Raw genomic sequence first — 17,900 nt, forward strand, 5'->3', positions numbered from 1 at the left:
CAACCCGTAGAGCTTCACATATCGACCGTCAACGTCTATCTATCATTTGATAGAGAAGATTTGCGGAGAGCGATGATGGGTTCGAACATGAAGGAAGACATCATGGCGGCGGCCAAGCTTGCCGCGCAGGCTCATGGCTACACCGGCCTGAACTTCCGCGAGCTCGCGGCCGAGGTAGGCATCAAAAGCGCGAGCATTCATTACCACTTCCCAACCAAGGGCGACCTCGGCGCGGCGGTGGCGAAGCGCTACTGGGAGGACTCGGCTTCCGTCCTGGACGGCATCTGGAATGGCGGAGCCGGTGCTTCGGAAGCCTTGAGGGAGTATCCGAACACGTTCCGCCGGTCGCTTGAGAACGGCAACCGCATCTGCCTGTGCAGCTTCATGTCCGCCGAACACGACGACCTGCCGGACACGGTGAGGCAGGAGATTTCCCGCTTTGCCGAGATCAACGTGGCGTGGCTGACCAAGGTCCTGTCGGACGCGACCGACATGGAGGCCGACGCGTGCGAGCGCCGGGCCCGCGCCATCTTCGCTGCCGTCGCCGGCGCCCAGCTCATGGCCCGTAGCCAAGCCGACGTCGCCGTATTCGACAACCTGATCGATGGCTATTGGGATGCCGGGCTGCTGCCGGCTTGAACGCATCGAAGAAGGCCGGCCGAAACCGAGCCAGCTTCGTAGGGCGAGGGCCAATCGTTCGGCCGTCACGAGGTCGACCAACCCCGGGACATCGCCAGCATGAGGCGTGATTTCCAGTGGAGATACGGACGCAGATCCCAACTGGACGGGTGCCATGACCGCTCACCGAGAACGTCCGCTGTCGGGATCCCATCACGCTGCCTTGTAAGGCAATGATGGGTCGATAGCTGTAAGTCCGGTATCGGCTGCCACCTCATGCTGCGCATGCCTTTACTGAGACCGCAGCAGTTCATCGTTGAGTACCGATCCGTCGTCTTCGATTAACTCCAAGTCCGAGATCCCGTCCATATCTCCCACGGGAGGTCCGTTTAGGAATTCATCAGGATCGAATGCGCAGTCGATGTCTGCGATGCCAAGCTCGTGCAACGTCATGGCATCTGTGGGCGGGCGCTTCGGGGGCATGGCAGCTCCGTTGCTGTGGCCGGGCGCTGGACGTCGCCGCCCTACCAGACTCAATCTACCACGTGACAGCTTGATGAAGGGTCGATCTCGGGCCTTTCATTCCAAGCTTTCCGGACGCCCCGTCAGCACAGATGCACAGATCGGCCAATCGGCGAAACGTCTTGTCTACTCCCGGACGCCTTCAGCTCGCGACAAATCAACCTTCATCGGATTGTTAAATAACTTCCTTACGAAAGGTAAATGCGCTCAGCCATTTTGCAGCATGCTGCGAGTGGCACTGGTTGCAGCCTCTCTGGAGACGTGCCGTGGCTATGATCCTTTCCGGTGCTCCATGGCTCACCCGGCTCTTCGGTGCCGTCCTTCTTGTATGCTTCGTCGGGCAAGCGAAGGCGGATCCAATCCAGGGGGCCGGGTCGACGTTCGCGGCACCGATCATCCAGAAGTGGTCGCAGGACTATGAGGCGGCGCGGACCGACGGCGGCGACTTCACGTCGCCGGACTGGAAGGTCGATTACGAACTCGTCGGATCTCTCGCCGGCATTATGCGTCTCGACCAGCCCGAACTGGATTTTGCGGCGACGGATGTCCCGCTGGCGGCGGCAGAACTTTCCAGGCACGGGCGGCAGCAGTTCCCGATCGTCATGGGCGGCATTGCTGTCGTTGCCAATATCGACGGCATTGAGCCCGGCGCGCTGCGGCTAAGCGGCCCGGTGCTCGCCGACATCTATCTCGGCAAAATCGCGAAGTGGTCCGATCCCGGGATCCGCGCTCTCAATCCGCAACTCCCGCTTCCCGATAGCGACATCTCCGTCCTGCATCGCCAGGACGGCTCCGGCTCTACCTTCGCCTTTACCCAGTTCCTTGCCGCCGCAAGCCCAGAATGGAAGGAAAAAGTGGGCGCCGACACGCTGGTGACCTGGCCCGTCGGCACGGGAGCGAAAGGTACCGCAGCGCTTCTTTCCGCGCTTAGCACCACCAAGGGCGCGATCGGGTACGCCGAATTCGGCCAGGCGCAGCGCGCCAAGCTTGTCTTTGCCGCCATCGAGAACAAAGCGGGGCGGTTCGTCACGCCCGAACCCGCGGGTGTGGCGGCGGCCGCCAGCAGCGCCGACTGGTCCGAGGCGAACGCTTTTGCAGCCAGCCTCGGAGATGGTGGCGGCGACGGCGCATACCCGCTGAGCGTCGCGACCTTTGCCGTTCTTCCCGTGGCAGGCAGGCCCGCCCAGCGGTATCGCCGGGTGCACGACCTCTTCCGGGTGGCCTTTAGGCAAGGCGACGAACAGGCCCGGGCGCTCGGCTACGTGCCGCTTCCGGCAGACCTCGTCAGCAAGATCGAAAGCTATTGGGCAACCATCCCGGTCGCGACACGATAGGCCGCCCGGCATGGCGCCTCCGAAGAAATAGCAGAGGGCGCCGCGTCGCCCGCAGTCGTAGCCCGTAGGGGAGCAAGCCGCATGGAAGTCAACATCTTCAAGGACATCCTTGTCCCGGTGATCGGGGGGCTGGGCATCTTCATGCTGGGCCTCGAATTCATGGCCAATGGCATCCAGGCGCTGTCCGTCAACAAGATGCGCGCCTTTCTCGCCAAGGCGGCGGGGACTCCGATCAAGGGCGTGCTCGCCGGCACCTTCATCACCGGCATCATCCAGTCCTCCACCGCGATGACCGTCATGGTCGTCGGCCTCGTGAATGCCGGCGTCGTGGGGCTCAGACCCGCGATCAGCGTGATCATGGGCGCCAATATCGGCACGACCCTCGGCAATGGCCTGATTGCGTTGCCGCTCGGTCCGCTGGGGCTCATCCTCGCGGGCGTGTTCTCTCTGGTCTACTGCTTCTCCAACAACGAGCGGGTGCGCAACATCGCGCTCGCCTGCATGGGCTTTGCGCTCATCTTCTACGGCCTCAACCTGATGACGGGCGGCCTGCGCCCCCTGCGCAACATGCCCGAGGTGATGGACCTCTTGCAGACGCTGCGAGCGGACAGCTTTGGCAACCTCCTCAAATGTGTCTTTATCGCCGCCGGTGTCACCGCAATGATCCACTCCTCCTCGGCGACCATCGGCATCGTCATGGGCCTCGGCGCAGCGGGCGTGCTCGACTGGACGACGGCCGTTGCCTTCTCTCTCGGCGCCGACCTCGGCACAACCATCACTTCGTGGATCGCCTCGCTCAACCTCTCCAAGAACGCCAAGCGGGCCGCCTACGCCCACATGTCGTTCAATGTGATCGGCGTCTGCGTGACGGTTCCTCTGTTCTTCGTCTCTATCGAGGTGCTGCGCTGGGCCATGCAGTTCTTCGGCGGCGATCCAGGCATTGCTGTGGTCGTCGACGGCAAGGAGACGTTCCCCCTCGTGCCCGTGGCGGTCGGTCTCTACTCGACCTTCTTCAACATCTTCAACGTGCTTCTGCTCTTCCCTTTCATCGGAGTGTTCGACCGGGTGCTGTCGCGCATCGGGCACAGCTCGGCCGAGGACGTCGAGGACTATTCGGTGCCGCGATTCCTCGACCGCAAGCTCGCGGGCGACTTCGCCGCGGCGATCCCGGCCGTGCAGAAGGAAACGGCCCGACACCTCGAAGCTGGCGCGCTGTTCCTCGATATCGCCCGCAAGAGGAAGGAAGCACCGTCGGATCCTGGCGAGCATTACCTTGCAACCGACATCCTCAGCCGCGACATCCGCACCTACACCGCCGACCTGATGAAGAACGACATGCCGTTCGAGCAGCTCGATCTCGTCGCCAGCCTGATCGAGGAAGCCGACTTCACCGCCGCGCTAACGGAGTCCCTGCACCAAGTGGCCCGCCGCGTCCGCCGCGAGAGCTTCGGCCCGGAAGCGGAAAAGATCGTCCAGACGGCGCTCGATCGGCTGGATGCCGATCTCGGCGAGATCATGCCGAAGCATGGCGTTGCCGATGCCCGGCTGCCGGCGGGACACGTCGCTTTCCCGGATGTCGGCGAGCTGCGTGCCCATACCCTTGCCCTCGGACCGAACGCCGGGGCCGGCGAACGCGGCACGATACTCGCTTTGCTGGGTTCGGTGGAGCGCGCCGAACTTCTGATCGGACGCATTGATGCTGAACGCAAGTCGGTCAACCGTCAGGCGGTGATCGCCCGTGCTTCGGCTTTGCGCGAACAGAGGGACGAGACCTCAAGCTATGGCATGAATCCTGTCCCTGCAGAGTAGCCTGAGGAGGTACCAACACGCAACGAGACCTATCGCGAGCACTTTCTTCGCAGTCCACTAGGTCTATGGAGCCCCGATGCGCCTTGCCGTCTACAACGTCGAGAATCTCTTCGACCGCGCCAAGGCAATGAACCTCGACACCTGGGAAGACGGCCAGGACGTCCTCGAGGCATTCGCGGAGCTCAGCGGGCTTCTCGGCTCCATTCGCTACGGCGATGGCGACAAGGCGCGAATGGCAAAGCTTATGATCGAACTTAGCCTTGAGCGATCCGATACGGGGCCCTTCGTCATCCTGCGCCGCAACAGGGGCGGTCTGGTGAAGCGGCCGCGGGCGGGCGGCATCAAGATCGTCGCCGACGGTCGCGTCGACTGGGTGGGGACGTTGGAGCTTCGCGACGAGCCGATCAACGAGCTGGCTATGCGGCATACCGCAAGGGTCATGGTCGAGGTAGGCGCGGACGTGCTGGGCGTCGTGGAAGCCGAGTCCCGTCCTGTGCTGTCGGCTTTCAATACCGAGATCCTTCCGGCGATCGGCGGTGAGGCCTTCAGGCACGTCATGGTCATCGACGGTAACGACGAGCGGGGCATCGACGTCGGGCTGGTGTCCCGAGAGGGCTTCCCCATCGGCGCGATGCGCAGCCATGTCGACGATCGGCTGCCCGATGGGTCCCCGGTGTTCTCCCGCGACTGCCCTGAATTCAACGTCGCGACGCCCGGAGGCAACCGGATCGTCGTCCTGGTGAACCATCTCAAGAGCAAGGGGTACGGAACGACGGCGACCTCCGACAAGCGCAGACGCGCCCAGGCACGACGGGTAGCCGAGATCTACGCGGACCTGAGGCAGGGCGGCGAGAAGTACGTCGCCATCATCGGCGATCTCAACGATACGCCCAATAGCGAGCCGCTCCGGCCCCTGCTGTCGGGCACCGACCTTCAAGATGTCTTCGAGCATCCGGCCTTCGACGATGGCGGGCATCCCGGCACATACGGTTCCTGTCTTCCGGCGAACAAGATCGACTACATCCTTCTCTCCCCCGAGCTCTTCGGCCTCGTGTCTGCGGGCGGGGTATACAGGAAGGGCATGTGGCCGGGCGTGCGGCCGCGCAAGTGGGAAGCCTTCCCGGAGATCGCCCGCAAGCAGGAAGCGGCTTCCGACCATGCCGCGGTCTGGGTTGATATCGATCTTTCCTAGGCAGGAACCAACAAACCCTACACAAGGTCCGGATGCAGCTCGTCTCCGCGCCGCTCGTCTCGAACGCGATGTGCCATCATGGATGGCACGCCCGAAGACGTAGACCGAGGCTTCCCTATAGACGAATGGCAGCACCGGGCAGCAGACGATCAAATTCAGGCTTGCAGGATAAGCTGGAACGAAGACGGTCGCTGCCGTCTTCCACCTTCATCGCGACGAAGGAGGACGAAATGTCGAACACACCAGGCATCAGCCCGCTGACCACGGATATTGAAGAGATCCGTCATACAGACGACACCTCGTTCGACGAGATCGATACGGACTCTGGCAAGCGTCCGGAGATCGACGACGAGTTGGACGAAACCGACGCTCTTGCCGATCTTCCAGGCAAAGACAGCGGCGCCCCATAATCGAAGAGCCCGCCGGTTGGGAGCCGGCGGGCTCTCGATGGATGCGACGGCGTTGGGAGCGCTGACGCAACGGCAGTGCAGCATGGAGCCGTGTCACACGCCAGATACTCAACCGGGGTAGACGACGCGAAATACACGCTTCAGGACACCTCCATGAGCACTCCCCAGATACCCCAAGCCGTCGTCAAGATGCTGACTGATGGCTTCTCTGCAACAAAAGCGTTCCGTCACCACGCTGGTCTCCCGATCCAATACGTCTCCGCTCGCAGCGGGATACCGGTTAGCCGCCTCGTCAACATCGAGAGCGGAGTCTCGGCTTCGGATGCCGAGATCGCGGCGATCGGGAAGGCTCTCCATCTCCCGCACGGCGTCCTGAGCTGATGCCGCGGCGTCTTCTCCTTCGCGTCAGAAAGCTCCTTCGCTCGGAACCCAGGCGCCACCTATGCGGCTTCGAGCGTCGGCGCATCGTCACGATGATCGATGCGGGGGTCACGCACCGGACGCTGATCCGCCAGCATGGATACACGCGAGCCGAAGTCGATCGCGCGATCCTGGCGCACGTCGGACGGCCGGATCCGGACGACGAGGGTTGACTATGACGGTGCACGGAGTGCGTTTGTGACATCGAGATGAACGTACGGACGGATACGATGCCAAGTCTCATCGAGAATATCGCAGTCGCGGTCTCGGAGCTCGCGACTCCGGAAATGAAACCGAAGAAGCTGTTCGAGGCCGTCAAGGCGAAGTATCCCGAGGCCTCGAAAGGCGACATCGTCCGGGCCGCATTTCTAGCCGTGATCTCGCAAGCCGACGCCGATCCCAAGAAGGCGGACCGGATGCAGGCTGCCGCCCTAACGGAACGGTCGTCGGATCCGGAGAAGGCCAAGGCTAAGCCGAAGAAGCGGAAGTCGAAGACGAAAGCCACCGAGAACGGTAAGTCGGCCTAATCTGCTGCCGTCGCCTGCCGGTCGATTACGCTGATCCTATCGGCAGGCAGTCGGTGATACTCTACCGGAACTCGAGCGCCAAGCGCGAGCGTTACGACCCAGCGCAAGTCGTCGGTCAACGACAGGTCGTCATAGACGACAACGCCATCGACATGCTCTAGCCAGATCTGTGCTTCGACAACGTAGCCGCGGTCACGCCTAATACTGGATGGCCGCTCGCGACGGTGACCCGCGGCACTACCCAGGACACCGAGCTGACCAAGATGGCCGCCGAGCGCGGCTTCACGGTCACCCGCTACGACGACGACGCCACGATGGTGACGGCGGCGGTCAGCGGCCAGGCGAAGATGGTCGCGACCTCGGCAACGCTGGTGAACCAGATCGGCAAGCGCAACGAGACGCTCTCCTTCGAGCCGATAGCGGAAGGGCCGCTATCCGCCTCAGCCACTGGGAAGCCGCAAGGCCGCTTTCGGTCCCGGCGGATGTTCAGTTATACTCGCTAGGTTCTTGCTAAGCAGCGACGCGCAGGCAGTAAACGACCGCCATTTCGCATGCAATGACGATTTGCCTGGTGGATGTCGACGCGCTCTGTCGGGTATTCAATCTGCGGCTTCAATTCTCGCCTGTGGTCAGGATGTTCGGCCGAGGTGTGGCGCAGGCTTGATGCAGTCAAGAACGCTCGGGAGAGTTTTGACGTCACACCGACGTCACATCCCACTGATCTCGCACGCGAACCCATGCGTTTGCGAGGTGTGTTCCAAGCACACTGGGAAGCGCGACTGCGTCCCGCGCTTCAAAGGCTCTGACCATATCCTCGTGCTCAGCAATCGCGGCTGCCCACTTTTCCGGCCCTTCGTGCCCGATGAACCGGACGCGTTTCAACCTGGACTGGAGGAGTGCGTGAAGGTTGATGAGCGTGAAATTGTCCGAAGCAGCCACGATGGCCGAATGGATGTTCTGGTTCAGCTTGAAATATTCCAGCCGGTCGCCTTGCGCATAGGCCGCCAGCATCGCGTCGTGCAGGTTACGCACCATAGCAATGTCGGCGTCGCTGGCGTTTCTGCAGGCGAGGGCTCCGGCCAGTTCCTCCATCGCCTTGACGACGAGGAGCATGTCTTGGACCTCCTTGGCGCCAAATCGCTTGACCACGGCACCCTTGCCCGGAACCAGTTCCACTAGCCCCTCGCTCGCAAGGTATTTCAACGCCTCGCGCAGCGGCGTCCGGGAGACGCCAAGGTGCGTTCCCATCTGCGCCTCATGAATGCGCGCGCCAGGTAGCAGCTCTCCCTCGATGATCATGTCCCGCAGCCGGTTGACGACCTCGCCGTGCAGCGATTGGCGGGAGATCATCCCGGAGGACTTCATGTCGGAGATCAATGTTACGCTTTCGATATCCATCGTCCGCACCTTGGGCCTGGGTGTCAGGGGCAGTAGCACGAGCAGAGCGCGAGAGCATCCAATCGCGTTCTCTGCTTTCATAATTTTGTATACCGAATACAAAATGCTTGCCAGTGCTGTGAGGTGTCGCTAGCGTCCGGGTCAGTCAATGGCATCTGGGAGGACGCTGCGATGGCGCTTACTGCAAATCTTCGGGCTCAGTCCGACCGGATCGTGATGGCGCTCGTCATGGGCGATCCGTCGGGCGTCAGCTCGGAGCTGGCCGCCCGCCTGCTGGCAGAAGAAGATCTCGCCCAGTCCGTGCAGTTCGTCGTCGTGGGCGATCGGCGCCTGATCGAGGACGGCGCGCGGACCGCCGGTGTCGATCTCGATCTCGATTACACCACCAATCGTGCGGACCTGACCCCGCGTTCCCACAAGCCGCTGTTCGTGGACCTGCAGAACCTGGCGCTCGCCGATGTCAGCCGCGGCGAGGCGACCCTTGCCGGCGGCAGCTTCGCCACAGAGAACTTCCGCTTCGGCCTAGAGATGGCGCATCGGGGCGAGGCGGCAGCGGTCTGCTTCACGCCCTTCAACAAGAAGGCGATGCGCTACGCCTATCCCGGATATGACGATGAACTGCGCTTCGTCGCCGATGTGCTGTCCTTCACCGGCAAGGCGCGCGAGTTCAACGTGCTGCAGCAGATCTGGAACGCCCGCGTCACCTCGCATATCCCGCTCTCGGCCGTGTCCGCGGCAATTACCGAGGAGGCCATTCTCGCCGAGCTGGATCTCACGGCTTCCTGCCTGAAGCGGGCCGGTATCGAGCATCCCCGGATTGCCGTGGCCGGCCTCAACCCGCATGCGGGCGACGGCGGAAGCTTCGGCATGGAGGAGATCGACGTGATCGAGCCAGCTGTCGCCCGGGCCAAGGCACTGGGTTTCGACGTCGAGGGGCCATTTCCCGCCGACACGGTCTTCCTGCGGGCCGTTAAGGAAGGATTCCACGCTGTGCTGACGATGTACCACGACCAAGGCCAGATCGCGATGAAGATGATGGGCTTCGACAAGGGCGTGACCATGATGGGCGGCCTGCCGTTCCCGCTGTGCACCCCGGCCCACGGCACCGCTTACGACATTGCCGGCAAGGGCATTGCCGATGTCGGCGCCTCGCGCGAGGCGGTGCTGCTGGCGGCCCGCATGGCGCGCCGGGCCAACGAGGGAAAGTCGACGTCGCACTGACGTCGACCCAAGCTGGCCGACCTGCGGGAGAAACCCGGGCGGCCGAAGTTTTCACAGGGGAGGAATGCCGATGCTCAGATCCATCACACTTGCGGCGACTTTTGCAATCGGCGCCGCGTTGCCCGCTCAGGCTTTCGAGCCGAGCCGCCCAGTCGAGTTCGTTGTCACCTCGGGTCCCGGGGGCGGCACCGACACCTTTGCCCGGACGATCCAGATGATCATCGGCAAGCACGACCTCATGAAGGCCTCGGTGATTGTCACGAACAAGGGTGGCGGCTCCGGGGCGGAAGGGTTCGCCTATAGCGCCGCGCATGCCGGCGACGTCCACAAGCTCACCTTTGGGACCAATAACGAGTACCTGCTGCCGAATGTCGCGAAGATGCCCTACAAGCCGGCTGATCTCGTGCCGGTCGCATCTCTCGCCCTCGACGAATTCCTGATCTGGGTGAACGGCAAGTCCGAGTACAATGATGCCGGCGCCTTCATAGCCGCGGCGAAGGTCGGCAACATGCAGTTCGGCGGCAGCCAGTCCAAGGACACCGACCAGATTCTGGTCTCGATGCTGTCGCAGGTGACCGGTGTGAAGTTTCGCTACATCCCCTTCAATGGTGGCGGCGAGGCGCTGACCCAACTCGCGGGCGGCCACATCGACGCAAACGTCAACAACCCCAACGAAAACCGCGGCCAGTGGGAAGCCGGCCTTGTCAAGCCGCTCTGCGTCTTTCGCGAGGAGCGGCTCCCTAAGAGCGAGCCGGTGTACGAAGGCAAGGGCTGGCACGATATCCAGACCTGCAAGGAGGCCGGCATCGCGCTCGACAACTACCGCATGCCGCGCACCGTCTGGCTGCCGGCCGGTGTCGATGCCGAGGTGGTGACCTACTATCGCGACGTGATGAAGAAGGTGTCGGAAACGCCTGAATGGGCGGAGTACATCACCAAGACAGCGCAGAGCGGCGAGTTCCTGGCCGGCGACGAGTTCGCCGCCTATGCCGAGAAGGACAGCAAGCGGGTCATCGAGGTGCTCGACCGCGAGGGCTGGCTCGTCAAGTAGGATCCCCGCGGCCGGGGTGCGCTCGCCCTCCGGCCGCTCCCATCTTCAGCGAGGCAGTCATGGAAAATTCGGATCACGGCAAGGGCCTGTCGCGGCATGCGATGGAGATCGCCACCGCCTGCCTGACGGGCGTCGTTGGCCTCGTCGTCTGCTACGGCTCGTGGCAGATCGGCATCGCCTGGGAGGAGACCGGCCCGGCGTCGGGCTATTTCCCGTTCTGGATCGGCGTGCTCATCGTCCTCGGCAGCCTCTGCAATCTCGGTCGGGCGCTGGTCCTGAAGCACCATGTCGGTGAGGTCTTCCTCGATCGGCGTCGGCTCGGGCTTGTCGCATCCTTCTTCCTGCCCGTCCTCGCCTTCGCCGTGCTGTCGGTGTTCGTCGGCCTCTACGTCGGGACGCTGATCTACATCACCGCGGCGATGATTTTCCAGGGCCAGTATCCCTGGTGGAAATCGCTGCTGTCGGGCCTCGGCGTCGCTCTCGCCTTCTACCTGATCTTCGAGGTCGGCTTCCAGGTTCCCCTGTTGAAGGGCCCCGTCGAAGCGATGTTCGGCATCTACTGACGACGTTCGTCCGCCAGCGCCCGCGCTGCCTGCCGCCACGGACTCCGGCTCCCGGGAGGGGATGACATGACAGACAACCTCGGCCACTTGATGGACGGCTTCGCCACCGTCCTCAGCACCTATCACCTGATGATCATGATGGTCGGCGTCATGCTGGGTGTCCTGGTCGGTGTCCTGCCAGGGCTCGGTGCCCCGAACGGCGTGTCGTTGCTGCTGCCGCTGACCTTCACCATGGATCCGATCTCGGCAATCATCCTCCTCTCCTGCATGTATTGGGGGGCGCTGTTCGGCGGCTCCACCACCTCCATTCTCTTCAACATCCCCGGCGAGCCGTCATCCGTGGCGACCACCTTTGATGGTTATCCGATGGCGCGACAGGGGCAGGCGACGCGGGCGCTGACGCTCGCCTTCGTCTCCGCCGGCATCGGCGCGCTGGCCGGCGTGGTGATGATCACGCTCCTTTCCGGGTGGGTCGCCGGCTTTGCGCTGCGCTTCTCATCGCCTGAATTCTTCGGGGTCTACTTCCTCGCCTTTGCCAGCTTCATCGGCATGAGTTCCAATTCACCCTTCAAGACGCTGGTCTCGATGATGCTGGGCTTCGCTTTCGCTACCGTCGGCATGGACACCATGTCCGGCGGCATGCGGCTGACCTTCGGCATGACCGATCTCATCAAGGGCATCAGCTTCCTCATCGCCGTGATGGGCCTCTTCGGCATTGGCGAACTGATGCTCACCATGGAAGAGGGCCTCTCGTTCAAGGGCATCTCCGCCCGCGTTCGGGCCGTGGATGTCTGGAAGACGCTGAAGGAGATGCCCCGCTACTGGGCGCTGATGATCCGTTCGATCTTCATCGGCATCTGGATGGGCATTACTCCCGGCGGCCCGACGGCGGCCTCCTTCATGAGCTACGGCTTCGCCCGGCGGTTTGCCCGCGACCAGTCGCAGTTCGGCAAGGGCGATCCGCGCGGCATCGTCGCGCCGGAGACAGCCGACCACTCCGCCGGCACCTCGGCGCTGCTGCCGATGCTGGCGCTCGGCATCCCGGGCTCGGCCACCGCCGCGGTGATGATGGGCGGCCTAATGATCTGGGGCCTGACCCCGGGCCCCATGCTGTTCATCAACCGGCCTGACTTTGTCTGGAGCCTCGTCGCTTCGATGTATCTCGGCAATGTCGTCGCGGTCATCGTGGTGCTCGCCACGGTGCCGCTCTACGCCTCGATCTTGCGCGTGCCCTTCGCCATCATCGGCCCGATCATCGTCGCGGTGATCATGACCGGCGTCTATCAGGTTGCGAATTCGACCTTCGACTTCTGGCTGCTGCTGGGCTTCGGCCTCCTCGGCTACCTCTTCAAGAAGCTCGAATATCCAATCGCGCCGCTGGTTCTGGCCATGGTGCTGGGATCGAAGGCCGAGGCTGCGTTCCGCCAGTCGCTGCTGATGTCGGAGGGATCGCTCCTGGTGTTCTGGTCGAACCCTCTTGTGGCGACCATCATGAGCCTCGGCGTGATCATGCTGGTCTGGCCGCTGATCTCCAAGGTGATCGGTCTTCGCCGCTCCCGCACCCCGATCGAGAACTGAGAGCCCCTTGAATTATCACAGCTACTTCCCGCCCGGCGCGCGCACCGTCGAGACCTGCGTCGTTGGTACCGGTGGCTTCGGTCGCTCTTTCATCGCCCAGGGCCTGCATGTGCCGCTGATGAACGTCCGGATCGCAGTCGACGTGTCCGCTGCCGCGGCCGCGAGCGCGTTGCGGGCCGTCGGCATTGCCCCGGCGTCGATCGCCGAGTGCGAGGGCCCGTCGGAGGCAACAGCGGCCTGGGAGGCCGGGCACTTCATCGCCGCCGGAGACCTCGCCGCAGTACTGCACCTGCCGATCGATGTCGTTGTCGAGGCAACTGGCCATCCGGAGGCGGGCGCCCGGCATGCGCGCCTCGCCATCGAGGCCGGGCGTCACGTTGCCTTGGTGTCGAAGGAGGTCGATAGCGTCGTCGGTCCGGGCCTTGCCCATCTTGCTGCGGCCCATGGTGTCATCGTGACGCCGGTCGACGGGGACCAGCCAAGCCTTCTGATCGGGCTCGTCACCTGGGCGGAAGTGCTGGGCTTCGACATCGTTGCCGCCGGCAAGTCGAGCGAATACGACTTCTGCTACGATCCGGTGACCGGAGAACTTGCCAGCAACGGCACGACGGTCCATGCCCCGGCCTTTGGCGATCTTCTCGACCTTAGCGATCGCCCGGCTGCCGAACTGGTGGCCGCCCGTGCCAAGGCCGCCGCCGCGCTGCCGCAACGCGCCGTTCCCGATCTCTGCGAACTCGGCGTTGCTGCCAACGCGGCCGATCTCGTTCCCGACGTGCCAGCCCTGCACTGCCCGATCCTGCGCACCGGCGAGGTCGCCAGCGTGCTCTCGACCATCGCGGACGGCGGCATTCTTTCCGGCGAGCGCCGGATCGACGTGTTCCATTGCCTGCGTCTGCCGGGCGAGATCAGCTTTGCAGGCGGCGTTTTTGTCGTTGTCCGCTGCCGGGACGGCGCGACGTGGGAAATGCTGCGCGAGAAAGGCCACGTCCTGTCGCGCAACGGCCGCACCGCCATGCTCTATATCCCCCGCCATCTTCTCGGCCTGGAAGCGGCAACCAGCATCCTCGAGGTGGCGCTGCGCGGAGTATCGAGCGGGGCCGAGCGTCCTTTGCCACGCCTTGACCTCGTGGCAGTCGCCGAAACGAACCTTGCGGCCGGGACGCTGCTCTCGGCCGTCGGACATCACCACACGATCGCCGGCGTCGGATCGGCCCTGCAGCCAGCTGGTCCCTTGTCGGTCGATCGCGCCGCCCCGTACTACCTCGTCGCCGACAGGCACCTCGCACGGCCAGTCGCAGCCGGACAATTGATCCGCCTCGGCGACATCGACACGGCGGAGAAGTCGGAGCTTCTGGCCCTCCGCCGCTACCAGGACGAAGCATTCGCGGCAGGCGGTGAGTTGTAGTCAGGGCGCACATCGTCGGAAGCGGACAATCTGCTTTCGGCTCGAACTCACCCCGCTCGCAACCGCCGGCTTGGGTCGAGAGCAGCCCCTCAGCCGCTTGCTAACACCGATGCGTCTCAGCCGCCTGAGAGGGTGGAAATGTTTTCTGATCTCTGGCTGGAAGACCTTGGCACGGCAACCGACCAGATGTCGCTACTCCCGGCACCCAACGCCACTGGTCGTGACTGCGGAGAACGAGCGGCACGGCTTCGGTGAAACCGATTCCACTAAGCTACCCCTTCCATGTCCCTGCCATCCCAACGGCAGCTTGGGTCAGGAAAGCCAAGTTGGTAGGTAGGCAGGAGCTCGCGATTGGATGCAGGTCGAACGTCGATCTGACTAGTCTGGAAAACCCCGCGCGGCGAGACGCTGGAGCCTGGGACGCAGTCTCAGAAAACCTCGATACCCTCGCTCGAGGATGGCAAGCACCCAGGGGCATCGTGCCGCCAGTCCAAGTGGACGCAACATTGGGATCGCGCGCCACATCGCCGCGAAGGCCGCTGCGCCGTCCAGCATCACGCCGTCCTCGCGAGCGTGGAAGCGAGCGAGCAACTCGGCCCGGTCCACCGGGCATCCGAGCTCATCTTCGGTCGCATCAACGAACTGGATTGCGCTGATGCGGTCGAGCCGCCTCATCAGGGCAATCTCCCGGCGACAAAGCGGACAGGATCCATCGTGCCATACAGTCAGGTTGGTCATGACCGAGATGTAGGTATCGCCACTCATTCTGTCGATCGCGCCACTTCATACAATAGCTGGTTCGCTCTATCCAAGGTCACCCCCGTCAGCCCCTCCAGGAGCACCTCCATGGCCGATCGCGCGATCATCGTCGTCGACCTCCAGAACGAGTACCTCCCATCCGGCAAGCTTCCCCTCGTCGGACTGGATGCCGCCCTGTCAAACGCCGCCCGCATCATCGACGAGGCGCGTTCCAGCAACGACGTCCTCATCCACGTGCGTCACGAGAGCGCAACGGCGGATGCGCCAGTCTTCGCGGCAGGTTCTGACAACATGAAGACAATCACGGCCGTCCAGCGCGAGGCGACGAGACCGTCATCGTGAAGGAGCACCCGAACTCGTTCCGGGATACCGAGCTCAAGACGAAGCTCCACGAGAACGGCATCGAAGAAGTCGTCGTGATCGGGGCGATGAGCCACATGTGCATCGACGCGACGACACGTGCGGCGGCGGACTTCGGCTACTTGGTGACCGTAGTTCATGATGCCTGCGCTACCCTTGACGTTGAGTTCGGTGGCAGGACGGTTAAGGCAGCCGACGTCCATGCAGCCTACATGTTTGCCCTAGGCTGGGGTTACGCCAAGGTCGTCTCTCCGGACGAGTTCCTAGCGCGCTGATCACCTCGGCCGCCAGAGCCTGATTTGCGACCGATTGGTCCATTCGAAAGACCGGAAGACACTCCCCGGTCTTCGCCTCGACGCCGGCGGCGTTACGAAGCCATGACAACGACGCCCCGGGTGGAGCGCTTGGCTTGGTAGAGTGCCGCATCGGCCTTGGCGACCAGCGGGCGTCGGGTTTCGGCATCTTCGGGGGCGACCGCGATCCCGACGCTTGCCCCGATGTCGATGGTGAACCCGTCAATGAGGAATGGCGCACTTAAGGCTTCGACAACACGCGCGCCCATGGCCAAGGCAGCGTCCCTCGAGGATACGGCCTTCTGCACGATGACGAACTCGTCGCCGCCTACCCGTGCGATCCTGTCGCCCTCTCGGACAAGCCGGGACAGCCGTGTCGCCACCTCGACCAGAACCTTGTCCCCGACAGGGTGGCCATGCCGATCGTTGACCTCCTTGAAGCGGTCGAGGTCGATGAAGTGCAACGCTGTCTTGGAGACGCTCGGATCCGACAGCGCGGCATCCAGATACGCTTCGAACGAGAAGCGGTTGGATACGCCCGTGAGGGAGTCAATTCCAGCGAGCTGGACGCTTTTCGCCCGGGTCACCAGCAGCTCGACGGTCGCGACATAAGCAGTCTGGACGGTCTCGAAGCTCGTCACCATCATCGCGGCCAGCAAGATGGCGACGCCGATGTCGATCCTCGATCCCAGAGCAAGGGCAGCGGCGACGGGAAGCACGGCAAGTGCAAGACACAGCATGCACATCCACCTCAGCACGGAGCCGCGCACGACGACGCCCGCGGCGTAGCTGAAGGTGACCGCCAGCATGAGCATGCGGTAGTCCTGGACAGGCGCCAGCATGATACGGGCTCCGATCAGGCCGAGCGCAAGGGCGTGCACACATGCGATCGAGGCGTAGAGCGAGCGCCAGCGAGAGACGTCGAGTAGGTGTGGACGCATCCGGAAGAGAACCATCACGCCGAGCTGGACGACGGTCACCGTCGAGGACGCTACCGTGAAGGCGAGCAGCGTGCCGTCGCTAAGGGCGATTGCCGTCAGGCAACCGATGGCAAGCGTTGCTACACCCAGCGCCGATACGGGCACGAGGGGGCTCAGCAGCATGCTCAGGAGCTCGTGCTCAACCTTCTTGGGCCATCCCATCATGAATCGCTTCCGTTCATCGAGATCGCATCTAGGTGCCGATCGGCAAACGGAGGGGCGACCAAATAGCTCAATTGGTATCCGACGTCGGTCTCGCCACGCGGTGATACGTTCTCAAGGCTCAGAGAAAGCCCTGGACCGTTCCAACGCCGTCGAAATCCTCCGCACCTCATCGACGGTAGGATAGGATCCGCCTTCGATCGCCAGGAGCCTAATTCGGCTCAATCTCGATACCTCGGCGACCTGTTCGAGGCTAAGCCGCGAGTACAGCCGGAGCGCCTTCGTTGCAAAGACGCCGTTGACCATCATCTCCGCGATGCTGGCGTTCTCATGGTCGTAGTCAGCCATGCCAGTCTCCGCTTCGGAACGCCGATGAAGCATGAGCAGGCCTCACCTGTATGACGACATGGGCTTAAGGTGACCATTTCCAAAGAATCGATTCGGCAGTAGGTAGGATAAGCCACCAAATGGACTTGTCGGAGGGCGCTTTGGACGGCCCGCTTCATAACCTGGTTGGGCGACAGCTGCCTCGTGATTCAATATAGGATTAGACCTCGAAGGCGCGGTCGAACCCCACCGCCTCTAGGAAGGACTGATCGTGACTTACGATGAGAAGCGCGCCGTCGAAGCGTCGTAGCGCGTCCTTGAGAAGCTCTACAAAGTCGATGTCAAGATGGTTGGTCGGTTCGTCCAGGACGCCGTCGTCTACCACTCGGGCTACGGACACACGAAGCGTGCTGCGGAGGCCGTCGCGGACGGCGCGTCGGCCTTGCTGATCGCGATCGACGCCAAGGGCAACATCTCGGATCACGAGTGGAACGCCCTTGCCGTCGCGGACGCCATCATTTTCGGCTCGCCGACCTACATGGGCGGTCCGAGCTGGCAGTTCAAAAAGTTCGCCGACACGTCCACGAAGCCGTGGTTCGAGGAGAAGTGGAAGGACAAGGTGTTCGGCGGCTTCACGAACAGCGCCAGCATCAACGGCGACAAGCTGAACACGCTCCAGTACATCGTCCTGCTGGCGGGCCAGCACGGCGGACTGTGGGTCAGCCTTGCCATGAAGCCGGCGAACGTGAAGGCGTCCAAGCGCGATGACCTGAACCGGATGGGCTCCTACATCGCCCCGATGGCGCAGTGCGACGCGGATGCCGCCTGGACGAGATGTCGACGGGCGACCTTGAGACCTGCCGCCTCTACGGGGCCCGGGTTGCGGACGTCGCCACCCGGCTTCACGCCCGGCCGGCCGCCTGGGCTTCCCAGGATCGCTCCGGTACGAGGATCGGGTCGCGGCCGGATAC

17 protein-coding genes and 2 pseudogenes are annotated in these 17,900 nt (G+C 63.3%); 15 read left to right on the forward strand and 4 right to left on the reverse strand.

Going from position 1 to position 17,900, the window contains the following annotated elements; all coding sequences use genetic code 11:
- Positions 1-75: 75 nt before the first annotated feature.
- From ACZLZQ_RS19480 to ACZLZQ_RS19515, 8 genes are all read left to right on the forward strand, one after another.
- The gene (locus tag ACZLZQ_RS19480) at positions 76-639 is read left to right on the forward strand and encodes a TetR/AcrR family transcriptional regulator (RefSeq protein WP_472950779.1); all 564 of its coding nucleotides are present in this window, start codon (positions 76-78) and stop codon (positions 637-639) included.
- Between the two features lie 773 nt (positions 640-1,412).
- Positions 1,413-2,474: a phosphate ABC transporter substrate-binding protein PstS gene (gene pstS, locus ACZLZQ_RS19485; protein ID WP_472950780.1), complete on the forward strand. Its 1,062-nt coding sequence runs from the start codon at positions 1,413-1,415 to the stop codon at positions 2,472-2,474.
- Positions 2,475-2,555: 81 nt separating this feature from the next.
- Positions 2,556-4,283 (forward strand): Na/Pi cotransporter family protein, encoded by a 1,728-nt coding sequence (locus ACZLZQ_RS19490; protein WP_472950781.1) that lies wholly within the window; start codon positions 2,556-2,558, stop codon positions 4,281-4,283.
- A 76-nt stretch (positions 4,284-4,359) separates the two neighbouring features.
- The gene (locus tag ACZLZQ_RS19495) at positions 4,360-5,475 is read left to right on the forward strand and encodes an endonuclease/exonuclease/phosphatase family protein (protein ID WP_472950782.1); all 1,116 of its coding nucleotides are present in this window, start codon (positions 4,360-4,362) and stop codon (positions 5,473-5,475) included.
- 230 nt (positions 5,476-5,705) lie between these two features.
- Positions 5,706-5,885: a hypothetical protein gene (locus tag ACZLZQ_RS19500; protein ID WP_472950783.1), complete on the forward strand. Its 180-nt coding sequence runs from the start codon at positions 5,706-5,708 to the stop codon at positions 5,883-5,885.
- Between the two features lie 153 nt (positions 5,886-6,038).
- Positions 6,039-6,266 (forward strand): hypothetical protein, encoded by a 228-nt coding sequence (locus tag ACZLZQ_RS19505; RefSeq protein WP_472950784.1) that lies wholly within the window; start codon positions 6,039-6,041, stop codon positions 6,264-6,266.
- Positions 6,267-6,535: 269 nt separating this feature from the next.
- Positions 6,536-6,832, forward strand: a complete 297-nt coding sequence (locus ACZLZQ_RS19510; protein ID WP_472950785.1) for a hypothetical protein — start codon at positions 6,536-6,538, stop codon at positions 6,830-6,832.
- A 224-nt stretch (positions 6,833-7,056) separates the two neighbouring features.
- On the forward strand, positions 7,057-7,335 hold the full coding sequence (locus ACZLZQ_RS19515; protein ID WP_472950786.1) for a type 2 periplasmic-binding domain-containing protein: 279 nt from the start codon (positions 7,057-7,059) through the stop codon (positions 7,333-7,335).
- A 193-nt stretch (positions 7,336-7,528) separates the two neighbouring features.
- Here ACZLZQ_RS19515 and ACZLZQ_RS19520 read toward each other — a convergent pair whose 3' ends face one another.
- Entirely contained in the window at positions 7,529-8,230 is a 702-nt protein-coding gene (locus tag ACZLZQ_RS19520) for a GntR family transcriptional regulator (protein WP_472950787.1), read from the reverse strand.
- 171 nt (positions 8,231-8,401) lie between these two features.
- Here ACZLZQ_RS19520 and ACZLZQ_RS19525 point away from each other — a divergent pair, with 171 nt between their 5' ends.
- The 5 genes from ACZLZQ_RS19525 to ACZLZQ_RS19545 all read left to right on the forward strand — a co-directional run bounded on the left by ACZLZQ_RS19525 (position 8,402) and on the right by ACZLZQ_RS19545 (position 14,048).
- Complete coding sequence (locus ACZLZQ_RS19525) at positions 8,402-9,451, forward strand: 4-hydroxythreonine-4-phosphate dehydrogenase PdxA (RefSeq protein WP_472950788.1); 1,050 nt, start codon at positions 8,402-8,404, stop codon at positions 9,449-9,451.
- 70 nt (positions 9,452-9,521) lie between these two features.
- On the forward strand, positions 9,522-10,502 hold the full coding sequence (locus tag ACZLZQ_RS19530) for a Bug family tripartite tricarboxylate transporter substrate binding protein (protein WP_472950789.1): 981 nt from the start codon (positions 9,522-9,524) through the stop codon (positions 10,500-10,502).
- A gap of 59 nt (positions 10,503-10,561) precedes the next feature.
- Complete coding sequence (locus tag ACZLZQ_RS19535; protein WP_472950790.1) at positions 10,562-11,065, forward strand: tripartite tricarboxylate transporter TctB family protein; 504 nt, start codon at positions 10,562-10,564, stop codon at positions 11,063-11,065.
- Between the two features lie 66 nt (positions 11,066-11,131).
- Complete coding sequence (locus tag ACZLZQ_RS19540) at positions 11,132-12,643, forward strand: tripartite tricarboxylate transporter permease (protein ID WP_472934972.1); 1,512 nt, start codon at positions 11,132-11,134, stop codon at positions 12,641-12,643.
- 7 nt (positions 12,644-12,650) lie between these two features.
- Complete coding sequence (locus ACZLZQ_RS19545) at positions 12,651-14,048, forward strand: flagellar biosynthesis protein FlgA (RefSeq protein ID WP_472950791.1); 1,398 nt, start codon at positions 12,651-12,653, stop codon at positions 14,046-14,048.
- A 378-nt stretch (positions 14,049-14,426) separates the two neighbouring features.
- Here the strand turns inward: ACZLZQ_RS19545 and ACZLZQ_RS19550 are convergent, their stop codons facing one another.
- Positions 14,427-14,813: a thiol-disulfide oxidoreductase DCC family protein gene (locus ACZLZQ_RS19550; protein ID WP_472950792.1), complete on the reverse strand. Its 387-nt coding sequence runs from the start codon at positions 14,811-14,813 to the stop codon at positions 14,427-14,429.
- Positions 14,814-14,894: 81 nt separating this feature from the next.
- Here ACZLZQ_RS19550 and ACZLZQ_RS19555 point away from each other — a divergent pair.
- Positions 14,895-15,442 (forward strand): annotated as a pseudogene (locus ACZLZQ_RS19555) (cysteine hydrolase family protein).
- A gap of 92 nt (positions 15,443-15,534) precedes the next feature.
- On the opposite strand, the gene ACZLZQ_RS19560 reads toward ACZLZQ_RS19555, so the two are convergent.
- Positions 15,535-16,605, reverse strand: coding sequence for a diguanylate cyclase domain-containing protein (locus tag ACZLZQ_RS19560; RefSeq protein ID WP_472950793.1), 1,071 nt, complete (start codon positions 16,603-16,605; stop codon positions 15,535-15,537).
- Between the two features lie 111 nt (positions 16,606-16,716).
- Positions 16,717-16,950 (reverse strand): helix-turn-helix domain-containing protein, encoded by a 234-nt coding sequence (locus ACZLZQ_RS19565; protein WP_472950794.1) that lies wholly within the window; start codon positions 16,948-16,950, stop codon positions 16,717-16,719.
- Between the two features lie 325 nt (positions 16,951-17,275).
- Between ACZLZQ_RS19565 and ACZLZQ_RS19570 the strand changes: the two are divergent.
- Positions 17,276-17,823, forward strand: a pseudogene (locus ACZLZQ_RS19570) (flavodoxin family protein); the annotation flags it as partial.
- Positions 17,824-17,900 lie beyond the last annotated feature (77 nt).

This window comes from Mesocryomonas lacus (assembly GCF_055730105.2).

Excerpts from the sequence above, each read along its gene's own strand:
- ACZLZQ_RS19480 (WP_472950779.1), top strand. The coding sequence starts at position 76 with ATGGGTTCGAACATGAAGGAAGACATCATGGCGGCGGCCAAGCTTGCC.
- pstS (WP_472950780.1), top strand. The coding sequence starts at position 1,413 with ATGATCCTTTCCGGTGCTCCATGGCTCACCCGGCTCTTCGGTGCCGTC.
- ACZLZQ_RS19490 (WP_472950781.1), top strand. The coding sequence starts at position 2,556 with ATGGAAGTCAACATCTTCAAGGACATCCTTGTCCCGGTGATCGGGGGG.
- ACZLZQ_RS19495 (WP_472950782.1), top strand. The coding sequence starts at position 4,360 with ATGCGCCTTGCCGTCTACAACGTCGAGAATCTCTTCGACCGCGCCAAG.
- ACZLZQ_RS19500 (WP_472950783.1), top strand. The coding sequence starts at position 5,706 with ATGTCGAACACACCAGGCATCAGCCCGCTGACCACGGATATTGAAGAG.
- ACZLZQ_RS19505 (WP_472950784.1), top strand. The coding sequence starts at position 6,039 with ATGAGCACTCCCCAGATACCCCAAGCCGTCGTCAAGATGCTGACTGAT.
- ACZLZQ_RS19510 (WP_472950785.1), top strand. The coding sequence starts at position 6,536 with ATGCCAAGTCTCATCGAGAATATCGCAGTCGCGGTCTCGGAGCTCGCG.
- ACZLZQ_RS19520 (WP_472950787.1), bottom strand. The coding sequence starts at position 8,230 with ATGGATATCGAAAGCGTAACATTGATCTCCGACATGAAGTCCTCCGGG.
- ACZLZQ_RS19525 (WP_472950788.1), top strand. The coding sequence starts at position 8,402 with ATGGCGCTTACTGCAAATCTTCGGGCTCAGTCCGACCGGATCGTGATG.
- ACZLZQ_RS19530 (WP_472950789.1), top strand. The coding sequence starts at position 9,522 with ATGCTCAGATCCATCACACTTGCGGCGACTTTTGCAATCGGCGCCGCG.
- ACZLZQ_RS19535 (WP_472950790.1), top strand. The coding sequence starts at position 10,562 with ATGGAAAATTCGGATCACGGCAAGGGCCTGTCGCGGCATGCGATGGAG.
- ACZLZQ_RS19540 (WP_472934972.1), top strand. The coding sequence starts at position 11,132 with ATGACAGACAACCTCGGCCACTTGATGGACGGCTTCGCCACCGTCCTC.
- ACZLZQ_RS19550 (WP_472950792.1), bottom strand. The coding sequence starts at position 14,813 with ATGAGTGGCGATACCTACATCTCGGTCATGACCAACCTGACTGTATGG.
- ACZLZQ_RS19560 (WP_472950793.1), bottom strand. The coding sequence starts at position 16,605 with ATGATGGGATGGCCCAAGAAGGTTGAGCACGAGCTCCTGAGCATGCTG.
- ACZLZQ_RS19565 (WP_472950794.1), bottom strand. The coding sequence starts at position 16,950 with ATGGCTGACTACGACCATGAGAACGCCAGCATCGCGGAGATGATGGTC.